At 45.5% G+C, this 20,532-nt stretch carries 22 protein-coding genes; 11 read left to right on the plus strand and 11 right to left on the minus strand.

Features of this window, described 5'->3' with window-relative positions:
• Positions 1-99: 99 nt before the first annotated feature.
• Genes recJ through xerD form a run of 3 tightly spaced genes read right to left on the minus strand, consistent with a single transcriptional unit; the run spans position 100 to position 3,576 of the window.
• Entirely contained in the window at positions 100-1,839 is a 1,740-nt protein-coding gene (gene recJ, locus AACT21_RS16455; protein WP_094164339.1) for a single-stranded-DNA-specific exonuclease RecJ, read from the minus strand.
• A gap of 41 nt (positions 1,840-1,880) precedes the next feature.
• The gene (locus AACT21_RS16460) at positions 1,881-2,654 is read right to left on the minus strand and encodes a thioredoxin fold domain-containing protein (protein WP_017045785.1); all 774 of its coding nucleotides are present in this window, start codon (positions 2,652-2,654) and stop codon (positions 1,881-1,883) included.
• 13 nt (positions 2,655-2,667) lie between these two features.
• On the minus strand, positions 2,668-3,576 hold the full coding sequence (gene xerD / locus AACT21_RS16465; protein ID WP_013857679.1) for a site-specific tyrosine recombinase XerD: 909 nt from the start codon (positions 3,574-3,576) through the stop codon (positions 2,668-2,670).
• 152 nt (positions 3,577-3,728) lie between these two features.
• Here xerD and fldB point away from each other — a divergent pair, with 152 nt between their 5' ends.
• Complete coding sequence (fldB, locus tag AACT21_RS16470; protein WP_094145252.1) at positions 3,729-4,247, plus strand: flavodoxin FldB; 519 nt, start codon at positions 3,729-3,731, stop codon at positions 4,245-4,247.
• Positions 4,248-4,268: 21 nt separating this feature from the next.
• Here the strand turns inward: fldB and ampD are convergent, their stop codons facing one another.
• Positions 4,269-4,820, minus strand: a complete 552-nt coding sequence (gene ampD, locus AACT21_RS16475) for a 1,6-anhydro-N-acetylmuramyl-L-alanine amidase AmpD (protein ID WP_202599069.1) — start codon at positions 4,818-4,820, stop codon at positions 4,269-4,271.
• A 124-nt stretch (positions 4,821-4,944) separates the two neighbouring features.
• On the opposite strand from ampD, the gene nadC reads away from it, so the two are divergent.
• The 8 genes from nadC (at position 4,945) to yacG (ending at position 12,087) form a co-directional block, all read left to right on the plus strand.
• A complete protein-coding gene (nadC, locus tag AACT21_RS16480) occupies positions 4,945-5,832 on the plus strand; it encodes a carboxylating nicotinate-nucleotide diphosphorylase (protein ID WP_017047002.1) in 888 nt (295 codons plus the stop codon).
• Between the two features lie 258 nt (positions 5,833-6,090).
• The gene (locus AACT21_RS16485; protein ID WP_176428646.1) at positions 6,091-6,546 is read left to right on the plus strand and encodes a pilin; all 456 of its coding nucleotides are present in this window, start codon (positions 6,091-6,093) and stop codon (positions 6,544-6,546) included.
• Between the two features lie 4 nt (positions 6,547-6,550).
• A complete protein-coding gene (gene pilB / locus AACT21_RS16490; protein WP_094164340.1) occupies positions 6,551-8,239 on the plus strand; it encodes a type IV-A pilus assembly ATPase PilB in 1,689 nt (562 codons plus the stop codon).
• A gap of 42 nt (positions 8,240-8,281) precedes the next feature.
• Entirely contained in the window at positions 8,282-9,508 is a 1,227-nt protein-coding gene (locus tag AACT21_RS16495; RefSeq protein ID WP_047688859.1) for a type II secretion system F family protein, read from the plus strand.
• A gap of 38 nt (positions 9,509-9,546) precedes the next feature.
• The gene (locus AACT21_RS16500) at positions 9,547-10,428 is read left to right on the plus strand and encodes a prepilin peptidase (RefSeq protein WP_013857687.1); all 882 of its coding nucleotides are present in this window, start codon (positions 9,547-9,549) and stop codon (positions 10,426-10,428) included.
• A complete protein-coding gene (gene coaE / locus AACT21_RS16505) occupies positions 10,419-11,027 on the plus strand; it encodes a dephospho-CoA kinase (RefSeq protein ID WP_094164341.1) in 609 nt (202 codons plus the stop codon). The genes AACT21_RS16500 and coaE overlap by 10 nt, the downstream gene beginning before the upstream one ends.
• A 32-nt stretch (positions 11,028-11,059) precedes the next feature.
• Positions 11,060-11,800 carry a cell division protein ZapD gene (gene zapD / locus AACT21_RS16510; protein WP_013857689.1) on the plus strand — a complete coding sequence of 247 codons (741 nt, stop codon included), beginning with the start codon at positions 11,060-11,062 and terminating at the stop codon, positions 11,798-11,800.
• An 89-nt stretch (positions 11,801-11,889) separates the two neighbouring features.
• The gene (yacG, locus tag AACT21_RS16515) at positions 11,890-12,087 is read left to right on the plus strand and encodes a DNA gyrase inhibitor YacG (protein ID WP_010319526.1); all 198 of its coding nucleotides are present in this window, start codon (positions 11,890-11,892) and stop codon (positions 12,085-12,087) included.
• A gap of 80 nt (positions 12,088-12,167) precedes the next feature.
• Here the strand turns inward: yacG and rplS are convergent, their stop codons facing one another.
• The 5 genes from rplS to ffh all read right to left on the minus strand — a co-directional run bounded on the left by rplS (position 12,168) and on the right by ffh (position 15,766).
• Entirely contained in the window at positions 12,168-12,521 is a 354-nt protein-coding gene (gene rplS, locus AACT21_RS16520; protein ID WP_010319525.1) for a 50S ribosomal protein L19, read from the minus strand.
• Positions 12,522-12,562: 41 nt separating this feature from the next.
• Positions 12,563-13,309: a tRNA (guanosine(37)-N1)-methyltransferase TrmD gene (trmD, locus tag AACT21_RS16525; RefSeq protein ID WP_010319524.1), complete on the minus strand. Its 747-nt coding sequence runs from the start codon at positions 13,307-13,309 to the stop codon at positions 12,563-12,565.
• Between the two features lie 27 nt (positions 13,310-13,336).
• Positions 13,337-13,891: a ribosome maturation factor RimM gene (rimM, locus tag AACT21_RS16530; protein WP_013857691.1), complete on the minus strand. Its 555-nt coding sequence runs from the start codon at positions 13,889-13,891 to the stop codon at positions 13,337-13,339.
• Positions 13,892-13,920: 29 nt separating this feature from the next.
• Positions 13,921-14,169: a 30S ribosomal protein S16 gene (gene rpsP, locus AACT21_RS16535; RefSeq protein WP_010319522.1), complete on the minus strand. Its 249-nt coding sequence runs from the start codon at positions 14,167-14,169 to the stop codon at positions 13,921-13,923.
• 214 nt (positions 14,170-14,383) lie between these two features.
• Positions 14,384-15,766 (minus strand): signal recognition particle protein, encoded by a 1,383-nt coding sequence (gene ffh / locus AACT21_RS16540; RefSeq protein WP_019281904.1) that lies wholly within the window; start codon positions 15,764-15,766, stop codon positions 14,384-14,386.
• A 305-nt stretch (positions 15,767-16,071) separates the two neighbouring features.
• Here ffh and AACT21_RS16545 point away from each other — a divergent pair, with 305 nt between their 5' ends.
• A complete protein-coding gene (locus AACT21_RS16545; RefSeq protein WP_026027563.1) occupies positions 16,072-16,866 on the plus strand; it encodes a cytochrome C assembly family protein in 795 nt (264 codons plus the stop codon).
• Between the two features lie 83 nt (positions 16,867-16,949).
• A complete protein-coding gene (locus AACT21_RS16550; protein ID WP_017046996.1) occupies positions 16,950-18,224 on the plus strand; it encodes an HlyC/CorC family transporter in 1,275 nt (424 codons plus the stop codon).
• A gap of 83 nt (positions 18,225-18,307) precedes the next feature.
• Here the strand turns inward: AACT21_RS16550 and luxS are convergent, their stop codons facing one another.
• Both luxS and gshA read right to left on the minus strand, forming a co-directional pair.
• The gene (luxS, locus tag AACT21_RS16555; RefSeq protein ID WP_010319518.1) at positions 18,308-18,826 is read right to left on the minus strand and encodes an S-ribosylhomocysteine lyase; all 519 of its coding nucleotides are present in this window, start codon (positions 18,824-18,826) and stop codon (positions 18,308-18,310) included.
• 64 nt (positions 18,827-18,890) lie between these two features.
• On the minus strand, positions 18,891-20,456 hold the full coding sequence (gshA, locus tag AACT21_RS16560) for a glutamate--cysteine ligase (protein ID WP_026027564.1): 1,566 nt from the start codon (positions 20,454-20,456) through the stop codon (positions 18,891-18,893).
• Positions 20,457-20,532: the final 76 nt, after the last annotated feature.

Below are 20,532 nucleotides of genomic sequence, written 5' to 3' on the forward strand. Positions count from 1 at the left end.
AATAAGGGGAGGGAATGTAAGAGCAAACATTCGTTGAGATCTCCTTTCTAAGGGAGGGAAGGTTATGTCACGCATCGAAAGAAGAGAAATATCAAGCCGTTACTTCGCTTCGAGGTGATCAATCATCAATTGCAGTGACTGATTGCCGCGAAACTCATTAATATCAAGCTTATATGCAAGACGCACCGTTTTCACCGACGCATCTGGCCAGCGTCTTAAATCGACATTAAAAGCAATACCATCGATCATAATGTTGGTTGGGTGGCCTTTGAACAGCGGTTCAAGCATCAGCTTCAAATGCTTTTCCCCCACCAGTTTTTGGTGCAGTAGTTTAAACTCACCATCAAAAAGAGGTTCAGGAAACGCCTGCCCCCACGGGCCACCGGAACGCAAGGTTTCAGCGGTGTGCATCGAGAACTCTTCAGGTGTTAACTCTCCGTCGGATAAAATCACGCCCTTTAGCGCGCTTTCATCTAACTCGCGACGTACGGCTTGATCAAACAGCTCAGCAAAACGCTCAAACTCTTTTTCGGCAATAGTTAAACCTGCCGCCATCGCGTGACCACCAAATTTGACGATTAAACCGGGGTTTTGTGTATCAATGCGATCAAGCACATCGCGCATGTGTAACCCAGAAACAGAGCGGCATGACCCTTTGATACTGCCATCGCCACCATCGGCAAACGCAATCACAGGGCGATGGTATTTATCTTTAATACGTGAGGCTAAAATACCAATTACACCTTGGTGCCAATCGCGTTGAAACAGCACTAAACCGTGCGGCAATTCGCTATTTTCACTCAGTTGTAAGCGCTCACAAAAAGCCAGCGCTTCTTGCTTCATCCCCTCTTCAATCTCTTTACGAGTTTGGTTAAGGCCATCCAGCTCACTGGCCATTCTACGCGCAGCGTGAATGTCATTGCACATTAACAGCTCAACGCCAAATGACATATCATCCAAGCGCCCTGCCGCATTGATGCGTGGCCCTAACGCAAAGCCAAAATCCGAGGCAACTAAACGCCTCGCGTCACGTTTAGCAACCTCAATCAAAGCTTGAATACCCGGCCTTGCATGCCCGGCGCGAATACGTTGCAAACCTTGATACACTAAAATGCGGTTGTTTTCATCGAGCGGCACAACATCAGCGACAGTACCCAGTGCGACTAAGTCAATCAGCTCCATCAACTTGGGTTCACTCATACCTTGTCGAGTAAACCAGCCATTTTTTCGCATATGTACGCACAGCGCCATCATCAAATAGAAAGCCACCCCTACGCCGGCTAATGCCTTCGAGGGAAACGGGCAGTTAGCCAAATTGGGATTCACCATCGCATCAACCTCTGGCAACTCGTGTCCCGGTAAATGGTGATCGGTCACCAAGACAGTCAATCCTTGCTGCTTGGCATAACGCACCCCGTCGATAGAGGAGACGCCGTTATCGACCGTCATGATCATCTGCGCGCCAAGCTCAATCGCTTGATCGACCACTTCAGGGCTTAAGCCATAACCATCTTCAAAACGGTTAGGCACGAGATAGTCCACATTGTGCGATCCCAACATTCGCAACGCCAAAACAGATAAGGCGCAACTGGTTGCGCCATCAGCATCAAAATCCCCGACGACTATGATGCGCTGCTGCTGCTCGATGGCGTGAAAAAGTAGTTGTACCGCTTGCTCTATACCACCTAATTGTTGGTAGGAATGCAGTGCTTTCGCGGCCTTGTCGAGTTGTTCAAGGTTTGTGATACCACGGTTGATATAGATACGTTTAAGCAGTGTAGGAATCGTGTCAGGGAGTTGCGAAAGATCGGGGGCTGGTCTTTGTTTTATTTCAATCATAAATCAGCGGGCTCAAGAACACTCAAGCCCGACTCCTAAAGTTATTGAATCTGCTGAAGGCGTTGCAACAATTGCTCTGGTGGTAAATAACCGCCAACCATTTCGCCATTCGGTAGGAAAATCGCAGGCGTGCCGTTGATGCCTAACTCACGCCCGAGCTGATAGTGCTTGGTAATCAACTGCTTAGCTTGTTGAATATTCTGTCCTGCTTCTGGCAATTGATGATTGGTTTTTGCCTCATTCATCGCTGCCATTTTATCATCTGCATTCCAGATAGCGGCCATCTGATCAGCTACCTGCCCCGTAACGCCTTGACGCGGGTAAGCCATGTAGCGCACGGTGATCCCTAAGTCGTTATACCCTTTCATTTGACTATGCAAACGAGTGCAATAGCCACAGGTAATATCAGTAAAAACAGTCACCACGTATTTTTCATTGGCGGCTTTGTATTCGATCATACTCGATTCAAACTGCGCGATCTTCGCCGCATTAACCGGCGCTTGGCGTTTGGCTAACACATCGACATAACCACCATTCTTATCTAATTCATACAAGGTTCCGGCGATAAAATGGCTCGCGTCAGGCGCAGAAAACAGCACGCCACCGGAAGTTTGCACTTCAATCACTCCCGGAATATCAGAGGCTTGAACACTCAGTACTTCCAATCCGAGTTTAGAAAAACGTTGTTCAAAAACCGTTTTATCAAGCGCAGCCGCTTGCACAGCCGTTGACGTCACTTGCTCTGTGGTTTCGGCGTTACACGCCACAGCAAAAAGTGGCAATGTAAGAAGAGTCAGTTGGCGTAATACGCTCATTAAATTCACCTTTTCAAGCCCTTGGATGGTGCTCGCTATGTAATTGTTTAAGTCGCTCAGTCGCAACATGAGTATAAATTTGCGTGGTCGATAAGTCACTATGACCGAGCAGCATTTGCACTACACGCAAATCGGCACCGTAATTGAGTAGATGCGTGGCAAAAGCATGCCTTAATACGTGTGGAGAGAGTTTTTCCACATCGATTTGTGCGATCACTGCGTAGTGTTTAATTCGGTGCCAAAAGGTTTGACGAGTCATCTGCCTTGCTCGTCGGCTAGGGAAAACCACATCCGACGTTTGTTCGCCCAGCAGAGTAGACCGCCCTTGTTCAAGAAAAGTTTCAATCCAATCAACGGCATTTTCGCCCATCGGTACAAGACGCTCTTTGCCACCTTTACCAATCACTCTTACTACGCCTTGACGTAAACTGATATTTTCCATGGTCAGTGAAACCAATTCGGTCACCCGTAGCCCTGTTGCATACAAGAGTTCCAACATCGCTCTGTCACGTAATTCTAAAGGATTATTGGTATCGGGAGCATTCAATAGATCTTCCACTTGCTGCTCAGATAAATCTTTAGGCAGACGCTGTGGCAATTTAGGGCTAATTAAGAGCGCGCTCGGATCATCGCCGCGGAGTTTCTCACGGTGCAGATATTGAAATAAACGACGAATCGCCGACAACATGCGCGCCCGCGAGGTTTGCTTATAGTCTTGATCAGCGAGCCACGCTTGGTACTGCTGCAAACCAGTGACACTAATAAAATCGAGGCGATAATTATTGTGCTGCATCCATTGCAACAATTTCGTCAGATCATTGCGATACGATGAGAGCGTGTTTTCAGCTAAACCACGCTCCATCCACATCGCATCTAAAAACTGTTCCACAACCCCTTGATCAGGAGAAATATATTCAGACACATCAAACCTCTGTGGTGAAAATCGAGTTGCTCAGGTTATGTGAGCCACTGATTTAATACCATAAAAAAACATCATCGGCTGGATAATCGCTGCAAAGCGCGTCATTTTATGGTTAGAATTCACTATTCTTGATTTAAAACGAACACAAAATTATGAAGATCGGTCTTTTTTACGGCTCAACAACTTGTTATACCGAAATGGCAGCAGAGAAGATCCGTGCGCTCATCGGTGAGGATTTGGTGGAGATTCACAATGTGAAAGAAACGCCACTCTCTTTGATGAGCAACTATGATCTTTTAATACTGGGCATCTCAACTTGGGACTTTGGCGAAATCCAAGAAGATTGGAGCGCAATATGGGATCAAATCGGTGGCGTGTCGCTAAAAGGCAAGTACGTCGCATTATTCGGCTTAGGCGATCAAGAAGGTTATGGCGAATGGTACCTCGATGCGATGGGGATGCTGCATGATGAGCTAAAACAAATTGGTGCTCAATTGATTGGCTACTGGCCCAACCAAGGCTACCATTTTGAAGCGTCAAAAGCCCTAACGAAAGATGGCCGCCACTTTGTTGGTCTCGCACTCGATGAAGATTCGCAATACGAGCAAAGCGACGAACGCATTCAATGCTGGGTTGAGCAAATTTTAGTGGAATATCACGATTCGATTTAATTCGTTGTTCGCTATTTGTTGTTAGTCATTTGTTGCCAACAAGGCTCGATAGCACCGCCAATCAAATACCAAACCGGGGTCAGTTTTGCGTAATGGCGCAATGTATTGATGCCCGGTGATGCGTTGATTGGTGATGAGCGGATAACGCCGCTGCAATGCACACGTCAAAGTCGCTAAGGCTTGATATTGCGCAGGAGTATAAGCCGTCTCATCGCTCCCTTCCAATTCAATCCCAATCGAATAATCATTGCATTTTGCACGACCAGCGAAGCTTGACTGGCCCGCATGCCAAGCTCTGGCATTAAATGGCACAAATTGCACTACTTCTCCCTCTCGCCGAATGAGGCAGTGAGCCGAGACGCGCATCTGGTGGATGGTTTGAAAAAAAGGGTGTTGATTCGGGTCAAGCGTGCCAGTGAAAAACTGCTCAATATATGGGCCGCCGAACTGGCCCGGAGGCAAGCTGATATTATGTACCACCAGCAATGAAATATCTTGCGCATCGCTTCGCTGATCATAAAACGGCGATGGCACTCGACGTGCGCTTTGATACCAACCCTTTTTATCGATCATCAGTTGCCCCCTTACACTCAAACAAAAATGAACCTTAGCCAGAGGAAATGCGAGATTAGTGGCTGAATTTGAGTAAAACTCAGCGTATCATTCTCACTCTGTTCAACACCATATTAGATTTGCGATGAAAAATACACACAACAGCCAACAACGCCTTGATTATCTGAAACAGCAACTCCCATTGGAAATTACTCGTGCCGTTAGCGATGCACTCAGAGAAGATCTCGGTGGCAGCTTGGATGCGACTGCTGATATCACCGCAAACCTTATTCCAGCGGATGCGCGTAATAGCGCGACTCTCATCACCCGTGAACATGGCGTATTTTGTGGCCAAGCATGGGCAGAGGAAGTCTTCAAACAACTTGGTGGTGAAGTGAAAATTGACTGGCATGTCCAAGATGGTGATCAAGTTAAGCCAAACCAAGTTTTGTGCACTCTTGAAGGTCCAGCTCGCGCGCTGCTGACTGGTGAACGCAATGCGATGAACTTCATTCAAACCTTGTCAGGTTGCGCCAGCATTACTGCTCAGTATGCCAAACAGCTAGAAGGCACCGAATGCCGACTACTTGATACACGCAAAACTATCCCTGGCCTGCGCAGCGCACTGAAATATGCTGTCGCGTGTGGCGGCGGCTTTAACCATCGTATTGGCGTGTTTGATGCTTATTTAATTAAAGAAAACCATATCATTGCTTGTGGCGGTATTACCCAAGCCATCAGCACCGCTAAACAGCTCAACCCCGGTAAACCTGTCGAAGTCGAAACCGAAAGCTTGCAAGAGTTAGAAGAGGCGATTCAAGCGGGTGCTGACATCATTATGCTGGATAATTTTAGCATTGAGATGATGCGCGAAGCGGTAGCAATTAACGCAGGCCGCGCGGCTTTAGAAAATTCGGGTAACGTCACATTAGAAACCATTGGCGATTACGCGCGAACCGGTGTCGATTACATCTCAGTCGGCGCGCTGACTAAGCACATTAAAGCACTCGATCTCTCAATGCGCTTTCAGTAATTAATTACATCAATTATTGGAATAAAGATCAAAAATTTCAAATAGTTAAGGAAGCCGGGCGAGCTTCCTTTTTTATTGCTTGCGTATCAAAATCAAGACGGCATTTTTAAGTCAGTCGTATTTCAGTGATTGATATATGCAACTAAACAGGTAAAAAATCCAAATCGCTCGCGCACTGCTCTTTATCTCATTCCCACCAACCCACAAGCTTCTTATGCTCTGCCCATCCTTATGCGTTCAAACGGAGCAAAACAAATAATGAACACAAATAAGAAAACGAAACAAAGTGGTTTTACCTTAATTGAATTGATGATTGTGGTAGGAATTATTGGTGTACTTAGCGCGATTGCAATCCCTGCATATAAGAGCTATTTGATCAAAACAGAGTCTAATACAGCCGTCAGTATTCCTAGAACATTACTTACAAATATTGATTTATATATACAAGAAAAAGGCAGTTTCCCTGAAACAACAGAAGCGAGCGAAGTTGGTGCAGCTTCAGATATGAGCGCAATGGGGACCCTAGCATTAACTAAGAATGCCACCACACCTACAAATGGAACCTTAGTTTTTACTGTCAATAATGCTGATGCATCTATAAAAGATAAAAAAATAACATACACACGTACAAATTCAGGCTGGAAGTGCACGCATGATATTCCCGAAGCATTATTGGAAAAAGATCTTAAAGGATGCTTAAGAACGATTCCTTGATAAAATGCTAACCAACCTCCCTGCGATTCTGCGTCAGGCTCAGATATTGAGCCCGACGCAAGAACACGCAGTTATTGAACATATCAAAGCGTCTGGTGCGAGTGTGCCTGAAGCTTTGCTCGCATTGGATTTTTTCCATCCTCATGATCTGACTGAGCAGTTAAGTACCCTTTTTGGCTTACCGGACACCGACTTAACCCGCTACGACTACCCACAGCTCTGCCAACAGCTTGGTTTGCGTGATCTCATCACCCGTTACCAAGCACTGCCGATTGCCCATAATGGCCAAACCCTGACTATCGCGGTTTCCGACCCGACCCATTTACAAGTGGAAGATGATTTTCGCTTCGCGACAGGCTTACAAGTCGAACTGGTTTTAGCCGACTACAAAGCGCTGCAAGCAGCCATCCGACGCTTGTATGGCCGAACAATTCAAGGATCCTCTTCTTCAGGGAAAGAGATCAGCCAAGATGAACTGGCGAACTTAGTTAAGCTGTCTGATGATGAGATTCAATCGATTGAAGACCTCAGCCAAGATGACGCACCAGTCAGCCGTTTTATTAACCAAATCCTGCTTGATGCGGTGCGAAAAGGCGCATCCGATATCCATTTCGAACCGTACGAAGCGCTTTACCGAGTACGATTACGCTGTGATGGTATTTTGGTGGAAACGCAGCGTCCCTCAAGCAACTTAAGTCGCCGGCTTGCCGCGCGGCTTAAAATTTTATCCAAACTCGATATTGCCGAACGGCGCTTACCACAAGATGGACGAATTAAACTGCGGTTGAATCAAGACACCGCCATCGATATGCGCGTTTCCAGCCTCCCTACTTTATGGGGTGAAAAAATCGTACTGCGCCTACTTGATAGCAGTGCTGCTAACTTAGATATCGACAAATTGGGTTATAACGACCAGCAAAAACAACTCTACTTAGCTGCGCTGAAAAAACCACAAGGGATGATTTTAATGACGGGCCCGACGGGCAGCGGAAAAACCGTCTCACTCTATACGGGGCTACGCATTTTAAATACTGCTGAAGTGAACATTTCCACCGCTGAAGATCCGGTAGAAATTAACTTATCCGGTATCAACCAAGTTCAAGTGCAGCCAAAAATTGGCTTTGGCTTTGCACAAGCATTACGCTCCTTCTTACGGCAAGATCCCGACATTGTGATGGTTGGCGAAATCCGCGATTTAGAAACTGCCGAAATTGCCGTAAAAGCAGCACAAACCGGGCATTTAGTCCTTTCTACCTTGCACACTAACTCCGCCGCCGAAACGGTGATTCGCTTAAGTAATATGGGAATTGAAGCGTTTAACTTAGCCTCTTCACTCAGTTTAATTATTGCCCAGCGTTTGGCTCGTCGCCTTTGTCGGCACTGCAAAATTGCCGTCGTGCCCTCAATACAGTTGCAGCAACATTTTCAGCTACTAGCGACGGAAACCATTTATGAAGCGAACCCGCATGGTTGCAACGAATGCACAGGGGGCTATTCAGGTCGAGTCGGCATTTATGAAGTGATGGCGTTTAACCCACAGCTGGCCGAAGCGATTATGCAAAAAGCAAGCATTCATCAAATAGAGCAGATCGCGAAAGCCAACGGAATGCAGACACTACAAGAATCAGGCATTGAAAAGCTCAAAAACGGCGTAACCAGCTTCAAAGAGCTGCAACGCGTGCTCTATTTCTAACGCTTCGATCCCTCTTAGCTAGCCATTGAGTGACTCTATTGTATGAACACAAAAATCAAATCAGAACTCAAAAATTATCGTTGGAAAGGCATCAATAGTTCGGGCAAAAAAGTATCTGGCCAAACTCTCGCTTTAACCGAACTGGAAGTGCGTGACAAACTTAAAGAGCAGCACATTCAGATCAAAAAAATCAAAAAAGGGGGCGTCTCTTTTATCACCCGCTTGACTCATCGAGTGAAGGCCAGAGACATCACCATTCTGACACGCCAATTGGCGACCATGCTGACCACGGGCGTGCCGATCGTGCAAGCCTTAAAACTGGTTGGAGATAACCACCGCAAAGCCGAAATGAAATCCATTTTGTCGCAAGTCACCAAAGGGGTTGAAGCCGGAACGCCAATTTCCAAAGCGATGCGTACCGCCAGCACCCATTTCGATACCTTGTATGTTGATCTCATTCACACAGGTGAACAGTCAGGTAACTTGGCTGAAGTGTTTGAGCGGCTAGCGACTTATCGAGAAAAAAGTGAACAACTGCGCGCTAAAGTCATTAAAGCGCTCATCTACCCAACCATGGTGGTGTTGGTCGCGTTAGGTGTTTCTTACTTAATGCTTACTATGGTGATCCCTGAGTTTGAAAGCATGTTCAAAGGATTCGGAGCCGAATTACCTTGGTTTACACAGCAAGTATTGAAACTCTCTCATTGGGTGCAAAGTTACAGTTTGTGGGTACTCATCATCATAATCCTTACCACAATTGCCGTGAAAGCAGTACGCCAAAAATCTTTTTTAATACGCTTAAAAACCAGCCGATTAGGATTAAAGTTTCCCATTCTTGGCGGGGTGATAGGCAAAGCCTCTATTGCTAAATTCAGTCGCACACTCGCCACCAGCTTTAGTGCAGGCATTCCGATTTTAGCTAGCTTAAAAACCACCGCCAAAACCGCTGGCAATGTCCATTTTGAAACGGCGATTAATGAGGTCTATCGTGATACGGCAGCCGGTATGCCAATGTATATTGCGATGCGTAATACCGAAGCCTTTCCCGAAATGGTGCTGCAAATGGTGATGATTGGTGAAGAATCAGGCCGATTGGATGACATGCTCAATAAAGTCGCCACCATTTACGAATTTGAAGTCGATAATACCGTCGATAACTTAGGCAAAATTCTCGAACCATTGATCATTGTCTTTTTGGGTACGGTGGTCGGTGGTTTGGTGGTGGCGATGTACTTGCCCATCTTTAACTTAATGAGTGTATTAGGATAGTATTAGCTCTGCTAATCTTTTAATTATCGAGTCTGTGCATGGAAGTTTTTATTTATTACCCTTGGCTCTTTCCACTTTTTGCAGCGTTGTTTGGCTTAATCGTGGGGAGTTTTCTCAATGTGGTCATTTATCGTCTACCCAAAATCATGGAGCGAGAATGGCGACAAGAGTGCGCTGACTGCTTTCCCGAATATCACATTGCGCCACCGGAAGGGCAACTCACGCTCAGTGTCCCTCGTTCTAGCTGCCCACACTGTGATACGCCAATCCGTATTATTGATAATATTCCGCTACTCAGTTGGCTCTTTTTAAAAGGGAAATGTTCCCGTTGCCAAGGCCCGATCAGTGCACGCTATCCTTTGATTGAACTGCTCACCGCCAGTATGAGCTTTGTCGTGGCTAGCCACTTCGGTTTTAGTTATTTTTCACTAGCGCTATTGTTTTTCACTTTTGTGCTCATCGCGGCGACGTTTATCGATTTCGATACCATGCTGTTACCCGACAAGCTGACACTGCCACTACTGTGGGCGGGCCTCAGCTTATCATTGATGCACATTAGCCCAGTCAGTTTGCAAGATGCGGTGATCGGCGCCATTGCTGGCTATCTGAGCTTATGGTCGGTCTATTGGCTGTTTAAACTCGTCACAGGCAAAGAAGGAATGGGTTATGGCGATTTCAAACTGCTGGCTGCTCTCGGCGCTTGGTTGGGCTGGCAATATCTGCCCATCATCATCCTCATGTCATCTGTGGTTGGCATTGTCTTTGGCCTAATTCAATTGCGCTTGCAAAAAAAAGGGATCGACAAAGCCTTTCCTTTTGGCCCCTATCTCGCCATTGCTGGCTGGCTAACCTTGTTGTGGGGTAACGATATTATGAGTTGGTATTTAGGTTCAATTATGGGGTTATCGTCATGGGGTTAGTGGTGGGTTTAACCGGCGGGATTGCCAGCGGAAAAAGCACCGTTGCTCATTTATTTCAGCAGCATTTCTCGATTGATGTCGTGGATGCTGACATCATCGCTCGAGAAGTCGTCGAACCCGGTAGTGAAGGATTAACGGCGATTTGCGCGCACTTTGACCTCACCATATTAAAGCCCGATGGACAATTGGATCGCGCCGCGTTAAGAGAAAAGATCTTTGCTGATGAACAAGAAAAGGCTTGGCTTAATCAGCTTCTTCACCCAATGATCCGTGCAAAAATGATTGCTGATTTAGCAAAAACCACCTCGCCTTATGCTTTATTGGTTGTGCCATTATTGATAGAAAATAACCTACAAACCTTAGTCGATCGCATCTTAGTGGTTGATGTTGATCTAAAAACCCAAATCGCTCGCACTATGGCAAGAGACAAGGTATCCGAGCAACAAGTACGTTCGATCTTAGCCGCTCAAGCGAGCCGTGAGCAAAGATTGCAATACGCTGACGATGTGATTAAAAATAGCGCAGAAAACCAAAAACTTTTGCCTCAAATCACAGAATTACACAAAAAGTATCTAGCCATATGCAGCCTAAGTCTGTAAGAATAACCCAGACCGGACCTAAGGCTAGCTAGATGACCACGCATAAGTTTGAACACCCACTGAACGAAAAAACTCGTATCTATTTAAGAGTCGAAGCGCTACTTAACCAGTTGATGCATTCCGCTCAGTTTCGTGACGGTATTCAACACCAACTCTTCTTTCGTTCATTGTTTGATTTACTCGAAATCTTCGAACAGATCCAACTCAAAAGCGAGTTGGCTAAAGATATTGAAAAACAGCGTTTGAACTACCGTAGCTGGCTCAATGTGGATGGTGTTGATCAAGAAATGTTGCTATCGCTCCTTGAAGAGATCGACGAGGTGCATCGTAATTTAATGAGCGCTGAACGCTTTGGTCAATCACTCAAAGAAGATCGTTTCTTAAGCACGATTCGCCAACGTTTTAATTTACCGGGCGGGTCGTGCTGTTTTGACCTGCCAGCGCTGCACTACTGGCTACACATTCCGATAGAAAAGAAGACCCAAGATGCGCACCAATGGATGGAAACGCTGCGACCGTTATCAGATGCGTTGCAACTTTGGTTGAAGTTAACCCGCGAAACGGGCCATTTTAAAGCACGCCTAGCACGATTAGGTTTTTATCAAAGCGATGCAGAAGACGCCAATATCTTGCGCTTGTCGATCCCACTTGAGTATGGGGTATACCCCATGATCTCTGGACATAAAAATCGCTTCGCGATTAAGTTTATCGAATTCCAATCAGGCCAAGCAACAGGGCGCGATATCGAGTTTGATCTCGCCGTCTGCTGTTAATCAATTCCGCTTCAATTCCCGACTGACTCTTACTTTCCATTGCGTTAGGTAATACACTTACGCCTATCCATCGTTACTTGAAGTCCGTTATGTCAAAGAAAATTACCATTGTAAAATGCCCGCAGTGCAAAGCCGATGTCGAATGGGGAGAACAGAGCCCTTATCGTCCTTTTTGTTCCAAACAGTGTCAGATGATCGATTTTGGCGAGTGGGCCGATGAGGAAAAAAGTATTCCCGGTGCACCGGATATGTCAGACAGTGATGGTTGGTCAGAAGATCAATATTAGCGCACATATAAAACACATATAAAAACAGGGGTCGATTACTCGACCCCTGTTTATTACTATGAGAACGCTAGTTTATAGCATTACTTCTTAGCAAGTTTCTCTTTGATACGAGCTGACTTACCAGAACGCTCACGTAGGTAGTACAGTTTGGCACGACGTACTGCACCGCGGCGTTTAACTTCAATGCTATCAACCACTGGAGAGTGAGTTTGGAACGTACGCTCAACACCTTCACCGTTAGAGATCTTACGAACAGTGAATGCAGAGTGTAGGCCACGGTTACGGATTGCGATTACAACGCCTTCAAAAGCCTGTAGACGCTCACGATCACCTTCTTTTACCTTAACTTGAACAACAACAGTGTCACCTGGTGCGAATTTAGGTAGGCCTTGTTTCATTTGCTCTTCTTCAAGAGCCTTGATGATGTTACTCATTTTAAAAATTCCTAGAATAAACTGATACTAAATTAAATAGGTTACTGATGTATTTGAGTTTCTTTAATGAACTCAACCAGTAATAGTTCCTGTTCGTCAGTCAGAGCTAGGTTTTCCAGGAGCTCTGGCCTTCTATGCCAAGTTCGGCCCAACGACTGTTTCAGCCGCCAGCGACGAATATCCTCGTGATTACCGGATTTCAGTACCGCAGGTACTTCTTTTCCATCTAACACTTCAGGACGCGTATAGTGCGGGCAATCTAGCAAGCCATTTGCAAAAGAATCCTCTTCTGCTGATGCGAAATCTCCTAATACTCCCGGAACAAACCGAGAGACAGAATCAATCAACGTCATGGCTGGCAGTTCGCCGCCTGTCATCACAAAATCACCAATCGACCATTCTTCGTCAACTTCTGATTGGATGATACGCTCATCTACCCCTTCATAGCGTCCGCAAATAAGAACCAGGTTCTCATTCGTCGCCAGCTCTTCGACTCCTTTTTGGTCGAGTTTTCGACCTTGAGGAGAAAGGTAAATGACTTTCGTCTTTCCCGGTGCGGCTTGTTTTGCTGCATGAATGGCATCGCGCAAAGGCTGAACCATCATGAGCATTCCAGGACCACCACCGTAAGGTCTGTCATCGACGGTGCGATGTTTGTCATGAGTGAAATCTCGAGGATTCCAAGCTTCAATAGACAGCAAACCTTTTTTAACCGCTTGACCTGTTACTCCAAAATCAGTAACAGAACGGAACATTTCAGGAAATAGGCTTATAACGCCAACCCACATGTGTTCTCTCGCTCTGAAATTTTAGAGTTAGAATGCCGGATCCCAGTCAACTTCGATCCGTCGAGCTTCGCGATCAACATTCTTGATCACTTGCTCTTCAAGGTACGGTACCAACCGTTCCTTTTGGCCAAAAGCATCTTTCAAATTCGCTTTCACAACCAGAACATCGTTGGAGCCAGTTTCTAATAGGTCAGTGACCTCACCAAGGTTATACCCCTTAGTGGTAATAACTTGCATACCGAACAATTCACGCCAGTAGAATTCATCTGCTGACAATTCTGGTAATGATGCGGGATCAATAGCAATTTCAAAGTTGGTGAGTAGATGTGCGTCTTCTCGAACATCTAAACCTTCAAGTTTTACCACCATACTCTTACCATGGCGCTTCCAACTCTCTACTTTGTACTCGATCCACTGGCCTTTTTGGTTAATAAACCAAGGGCTGTAATCAAAAATACTTTCAGCTTCGTCTGTGTAGGAAAAAACTTTGAGCCAGCCACGAATGCCATAGGTAGCACCAAACTTGCCCATAACAATCTTTTCGTTTTCTTTGCTCATTGTTTCTTTACCTTTCATCGACATAAGCTAATGTTCTTCTATAAAAGTAAGAATTAAGCCGCTTTTTGAGCGTCTTTTACTAGCTTAGCTACGCGATCAGATAGAGATGCGCCTTGACCAACCCAATGGTTAACGCGATCTAGATCAACACGTAGGCCTTCTTCTTGGCCAGTAGCCGTAGGATTAAAGAAACCTACTTTCTCGATGAAACGGCCAGTTACTGCGTTACGGCTATCCGCAACTACGATTTGATAAAATGGACGCTTTTTAGCGCCGTGACGTGCCAAACGAATGGTTACCATGTCGTCCTCTTTGCTTTCTCAATAATAAAATTAACCCCAAAAACCATTTACGAAAAACAGTCTGGGGTCTCGTGCCAAAATAAAGCCTCGGAATTTTACTCTTATTCCGAGGCTTTGCAAGGGGTTTAGCTATTTTTTCACCAGCAGAAGCATTATGCTTTTGCAGTGATGGACATCACGCTTTAGTAAATTTTAAGCATCGCAATGAGTTAGGTTAACGACCAAAGAAACCACCGCCACCCATGCCACCCATTCCGCCCATCATGCCTTGCATATTACGCATCATGCCTTTCATGCCACCTTTCTGCATTTTTTTCATCATTTTCTGCATTTGGGTGAACTGTTTCAGTAAGCGGTTAACATCTTGTACTTGGGTGCCAGAACCCGTCGCGATACGTTTTTTACGTGAACCTTTTATCATGTCTGGGTGCTGGCGCTCGTGCATGGTCATCGAACAGATGATCGCTTCCATCTGCTTGAACATCTTATCATCGACCTTGTCTTTCACGTTCGCTGGTAGGTTTGCCATGCCAGGCAGTTTATCGAGCATGCCCATCATGCCGCCCATATTCTGCATTTGCCCGAGCTGTTCGCGGAAATCTTCTAAATCAAATCCTTTCTTTTCCTTGAATTTTTTAGCTAGGCGTTCTGCTTGCTCGTGATCAACATTACGTTGTAGATCTTCAATTAATGAGAGAACATCGCCCATTCCCAATATGCGTGATGCAATACGATCAGGATGGAAAGGCTCGAGCGCGTCAGTTTTTTCACCGACCCCTAAGAATTTAATCGGTTTACCGGTGATATGACGAACGGAAAGTGCGGCACCACCTCGAGCATCACCATCAACTTTGGTTAAGATAACCCCTGTTAACGGCAGCGCATCACCAAAGGCTTTTGCGGTGTTCGCGGCATCTTGCCCCGTCATGGCATCCACAACGAACAATGTTTCAATCGGATTAATCGCCGCATGCAGATCTTGGATCTCTGCCATCATCAGTTCATCAATAGCAAGACGGCCTGCAGTGTCGACAATCAGCACATCGAAGAATTTCTTCTTCGCATGGTCAATGGCCGCATTGGCGATATCAATCGGTTTTTGGTCGGCTGAAGAAGGAAAAAATTCAACGTCCAGATCGTTAGCTAGAGTTTCAAGCTGTTTTATCGCCGCTGGGCGATAAACGTCAGCCGAAACCACCAGTACTTTCTTTTTATCACGTTCTTTAAGCAGCTTAGCAAGCTTACCAACACTGGTGGTTTTACCCGCCCCTTGTAAACCCGCCATTAAAATCACTGCTGGCGGCTGGGCTGCAAGGTTAAGCGCTTCGTTGGATTCGCCCATTACCGCTTCAAGCTGCGCTTGAACAATCTTGATGAACTCTTGTCCCGGTGTCAGCGATTTAGACACCTCAACACCCACTGCGCCCTCTTTAACGCGCGCGACAAAATCACGCACTACAGGCAGTGCAACGTCCGCTTCAAGCAGCGCCATGCGCACTTCGCGTAGGGTTTCTTTAATATTGTCTTCGGTGAGACGGCCTTTGCCGCTGATATTTTTCAGCGTCTTGGATAGTCGATCCGTTAAATTTTCAAACATCGTTGTCTCTTCGCTAGTTCGGCGATTAATTGGGGTCAGTATACCTTAGCCAATCTAATAGTCATACCCATTGACGCTTCGCGATAAGCGACTTAAACCCGTAAACGTAACATTGGGTCCCCAAAACAGGGGGGTCAAAAAGAGTTATCTCTGCGATTTATCGAATAAAAGCCTTCACCCTGTTAATTATTTGCACCATGACCTCAACTAAGGTGGGTATATGTCAAATCAATCGGTATCCAACGTAGCTCATTATCGTGATGCAAGGTATAATTCGCCAATTCAGCCACCATTTTGTAAGAAGTATGGAAAACTTAATCGCAATAGTCGCCACTATTTTGTATTTTTTATCCATAGCGACCATTATTCCAGGCTTAGTTAATCAAACTGGGATTCGTGCGCAGACAGTATTGTTCAGTTCAGCACTGGCGCTGGCTTTTCATGCGTGGTTACTGAGTGATTTAATCTTCAACGCTAATGGGCAAAACCTCAGTATGCTCAATGTGGCATCATTGATAAGCTTTATCATCTCACTGGTGATGAGCATTGCGATGTTAAAAACGCGATTGTGGTTTCTGTTGCCGGTGGTGTATAGCTTCGCCGCGATCAACGTCAGCGCCGCCTCATTTCTTCCCAGCATGTTCATGACTCACTTAGAAAACAATCCGCCACTGTTGTTGCATATTTCTCTAGCACTATTTTCGTATTCAACCCTTTCGATTGGCGCACTCTACGCTTTGCAATTGGCTTGGCTGGACTACAAGCTAAAGAAAAAGAAGATGCTAACCATCAACCCCAATTTGCCACCACTACTGATGGTAGAAAGGCAACTGTTTAAAATCATCTTGATAGGTAACGTATTACTTACTGGTACCTTGATTACTGGTTTTGATTTTGTCGGTGATATGTTTGCTCAAGGCAAAGCGCATAAAGGCATTTTGTCTTTCATTGCTTGGGTTGTCTATTCTGTATTGTTGTGGGGACATTACCGAAAAGGTTGGCGCGGTAGAAAAGTGACTTGGTTTGCTGTCGCTGGTGCAACCTTACTCACACTGGCCTACTTTGGTAGCCGTTTTGTAAAAGAAATCATTTTGAGCTAACTCAACACGTTTGATAGCGTATTGACACATTCATTTAATTAGATCATTACTTAATCACACTATTTATAAGGAAAAACCACGTTTTGGACGACATTTCAACGGGTATATTGTTTGCACTACTCGCGGGTCTCATCGTAATTTCGGCTTATTTTTCAGGTTCAGAAACCGGCATGATGTCTTTGAACCGCTACCGCTTAAAGCACTTGGCCAATACCGGCCACAAAGGTGCAAAGCGTGTTGAAAAACTGCTTGATCGTCCAGATCGCCTCATTGGTTTGATCCTCATTGGCAACAACCTAGTCAATATTTTAGCTTCTGCAATTGCCACTATTATTGGTATGCGCCTTTATGGGGATCTAGGAGTGGCCATTGCCACTGGTGCGCTGACGTTGGTCGTTCTGGTTTTTGCTGAAGTGACGCCAAAAACATTAGCAGCGCTTTACCCTGAACGCGTCTCTTACGCCAGCAGCATCTTACTGACCTTCTTAATGAAGATATTGTCACCATTGGTGATGTTCATTAACTTCATCACCAATGGTTTCATCCGCTTACTAGGCCTTAAAGCCAAGCATGGGGCGGAGGATCATCTAAGCTCTGAAGAGTTGAGAACCGTCGTCAACGAAGCGGGTGGCCTTATTCCTCGTCGCCACCAAGATATGCTGCTTTCCATTCTCGATCTCGAACATGTCACGGTGAACGACATCATGATCCCACGTAACGAAATTACTGGTATCAATATTAACGATGATTGGAAATCTATCGTGCGTCAGTTAACTCACTCGCCACACGGACGCGTGGTGCTTTACCGAGACAAAATTGATGAAGCGGTGGGAATATTGCGCCTTCGTGATGCTTCTCGTTTGATGTTGGAAAAAAAAGAGTTCAATAAAGAGATGATTTTACGTGCCGCTGATGAAGTCTACTTCATCCCGGAAGGCACACCGCTCAACGTACAATTACTTAAATTCCAACGCAACAAAGAGCGGATTGGCCTGATCGTTGATGAATACGGTGATATCAATGGCTTGATCACTGTTGAAGATATTCTCGAAGAGATTGTGGGGGAATTCACCACCTCGATGGCACCAAGCTTAGCCGATGAAATTACCCCACAAAGTGATGGCAGCTTCTTGATTGATGGCAGCGCAAATATCCGTGACATTAACAAAGGGCTGAAGTGGAAACTGCCAACGACGGGCCCAAGAACCTTAAACGGTTTACTTTTGGAGCACCTTGAAGATATTCCAAGTAGCCATTTAAGTGTCAAAGTCTCTGGCCATGCGATGGAGATTGTGGATGTAGAAGAAAACCGCATTAAGCAGGTTAAAGTCTTTCCACGCAAAACCAAAAAACATTAATCGCCAGTCACTGCATAAAAGAAAGAAAAAAAGCTTGGTCACTGCCAAGCTTTTTGTTTTTAAAGGGCCAGATCTGGCGATCTTTAATCCACTTTCAGCTCTTTGAGCATCGACTCAGGTAAAGCAAGCTCATCATTTTTATTCACCGCAATACCTGCTGTGATAATCGCTTGAGCAATCTCTTTAGCTTCTGTTAACGAGTGCATTGAGGCTGTACCACATTGGTATTCGTTTAGTTCAGGGATCTGATCTTGGCTCTCTACTTTTAGCACATCATGCATCGCCGCTAACCACGCTTGCGCCACTTGCGCTTCTGTTGGCGCGCCAATCAAACTCATGTAAAAACCTGTGCGGCAGCCCATAGGTGAGATGTCGATGATTTCTACATCATGACCATTTAAGTGCGCGCGCATAAAGCCAGCATATAAATGTTCTAAAGTGTGGATCCCTTTTTCTGAAAGAATATCTTTGTTTGGAGCAGTAAAACGGAGATCAAATACGGTGATTGTATCCCCTTTAGGCGTCTGCATATTTTTTGCCACACGTACCGCAGGCGCATGCATACGAGTGTGATCTACAGTAAAACTGTCGAGTAATGGCATTGCTTTCTCCTTATTTGGCAAAGAGCGATGCTCTGCCTATCAATGTTAGATTATGATCGAGAGATCATTTTAGGTACGAAAAATAGCTTTCAAGAAATTCTTCAAAACTTTGAGTATCGTGTTGTTCTATCTGTTGCTGAGCGGCTCGAGAACGCAGCACTTCCTCTTCCATCACAGACTCAGAATAAGTTTGATAGTGATGTGCCAGGTTGGCTTGTCGGTATTCGGCTCCTAATGCACAACCTACCTTACCGAGCCCGCCAAACTGTTTAGTCTGTTCAAGTAGTTGAGCGGAAAAGGTTAATTCTGGATTATCAATCCACGAGCTTAGTTTCTCGCATACGGCTTGGTATGCGTTGCCACCACAAGCGCTATCCATTACTTGCGCTATTTTGCGTAAGTCATCGAATACATTATGCGCCCACGCTTGCAGCGTCAGTTTCTCACCGCGACAGCCAATTTGTAACTCTAAACCCGGTTTACGACCTTCTAAAATCACTTTGTTCCAGTTATCTCGCCAACATGCCAGCTCACAATTGTCCATCGGATCTGAATCTGAAAGAGCTGTCCAAGTGAGGAACAGATCGAGAAAACGCACTTGATCTTCAGTAATACCAATCGGGCTAAACGGGTTTACGTCTAACGAACGCACTTCGATGTATTCGACTCCGCCTCTCTCTAACGCTTGTGACGGCTTTTCGTCATTTTTGGCCACACGTTTAGGACGGATCGGTGCATAGAGTTCGTTTTCTATCTGCAAAACATTGCTGTTGAGCTGACGATGTTCACCATCGACATACACGCCTAGTTCTGCAAACTCTTTTGATGGAGTGCGGATCGCCTGATTCAACCCTTCTAGATATTGATCCAAGCTATTAAAACCAATTTGCAAGCCACTTTGCGCGCTATTGGTATAACCTAAATCACTGAGACGCAACGAGGTAGCATGAGGCAAATAAAGCGTTTTACCAATATTTTCAAATGGCAGATGGCTTTCACGTCCGCGCACAAACGATGAACATAACGCAGGTGATGCGCCAAAGAAATAGGGAATAAGCCAGCCAAAACGGTAGTAATTACGAATCACACCAAAATAGGCTTCCGATTTTGTCTCAGTACGCTGGGATTCAGTTTGCTCGCCATGCAAGGCATCCCAAAATGATTCTGGAAATGAAAAATTGAAATGCACGCCAGAAATGATCTGCATTAAGCTGCCGTAACGACGCTTTAAGCCTTCTCGATAAAGGGTTTTCATTTTACCCGTATTCGATGAACCATATTGCGCCAGTTCGATATCATCTTCGCTGCCAACATAACAAGGCATAGAAAGCGGCCACATCTTTTCGTCACCCAATTTGGTTTGAGCAAAATGGTGAATATCCGCCAGTTGTGAGAGTAAAGTCGGCACGTCATGAGAGACTGGTGTAATAAATTCAAGCAATGACTCCGCAAAATCAGTGGTGATCCAACGGTTGGTTAATGCGCTGCCGAGTGCTTCTGGATGAGGAGTCAGAGCTAACGAGCCTTCTGGGGTATAGCGTAACGTTTCACGCTCAACGCCTCGGCCAAACTGCTTAAACACTTCTGATTTTTTAGTGACTTGTTCAAGTCGTGCGGCAAAATTAGTCAAAATAATGATTCGCTTATAGGTGAATGATCCGAATGAAAGCGGCTCTAACTCAGCAAGAGAGTAGAATGGAGGCAAA

The organism is Vibrio sp. V08_P9A1T1 (genome assembly GCF_963874405.1).
Classification (GTDB): domain Bacteria; phylum Pseudomonadota; class Gammaproteobacteria; order Enterobacterales; family Vibrionaceae; genus Vibrio; species Vibrio anguillarum.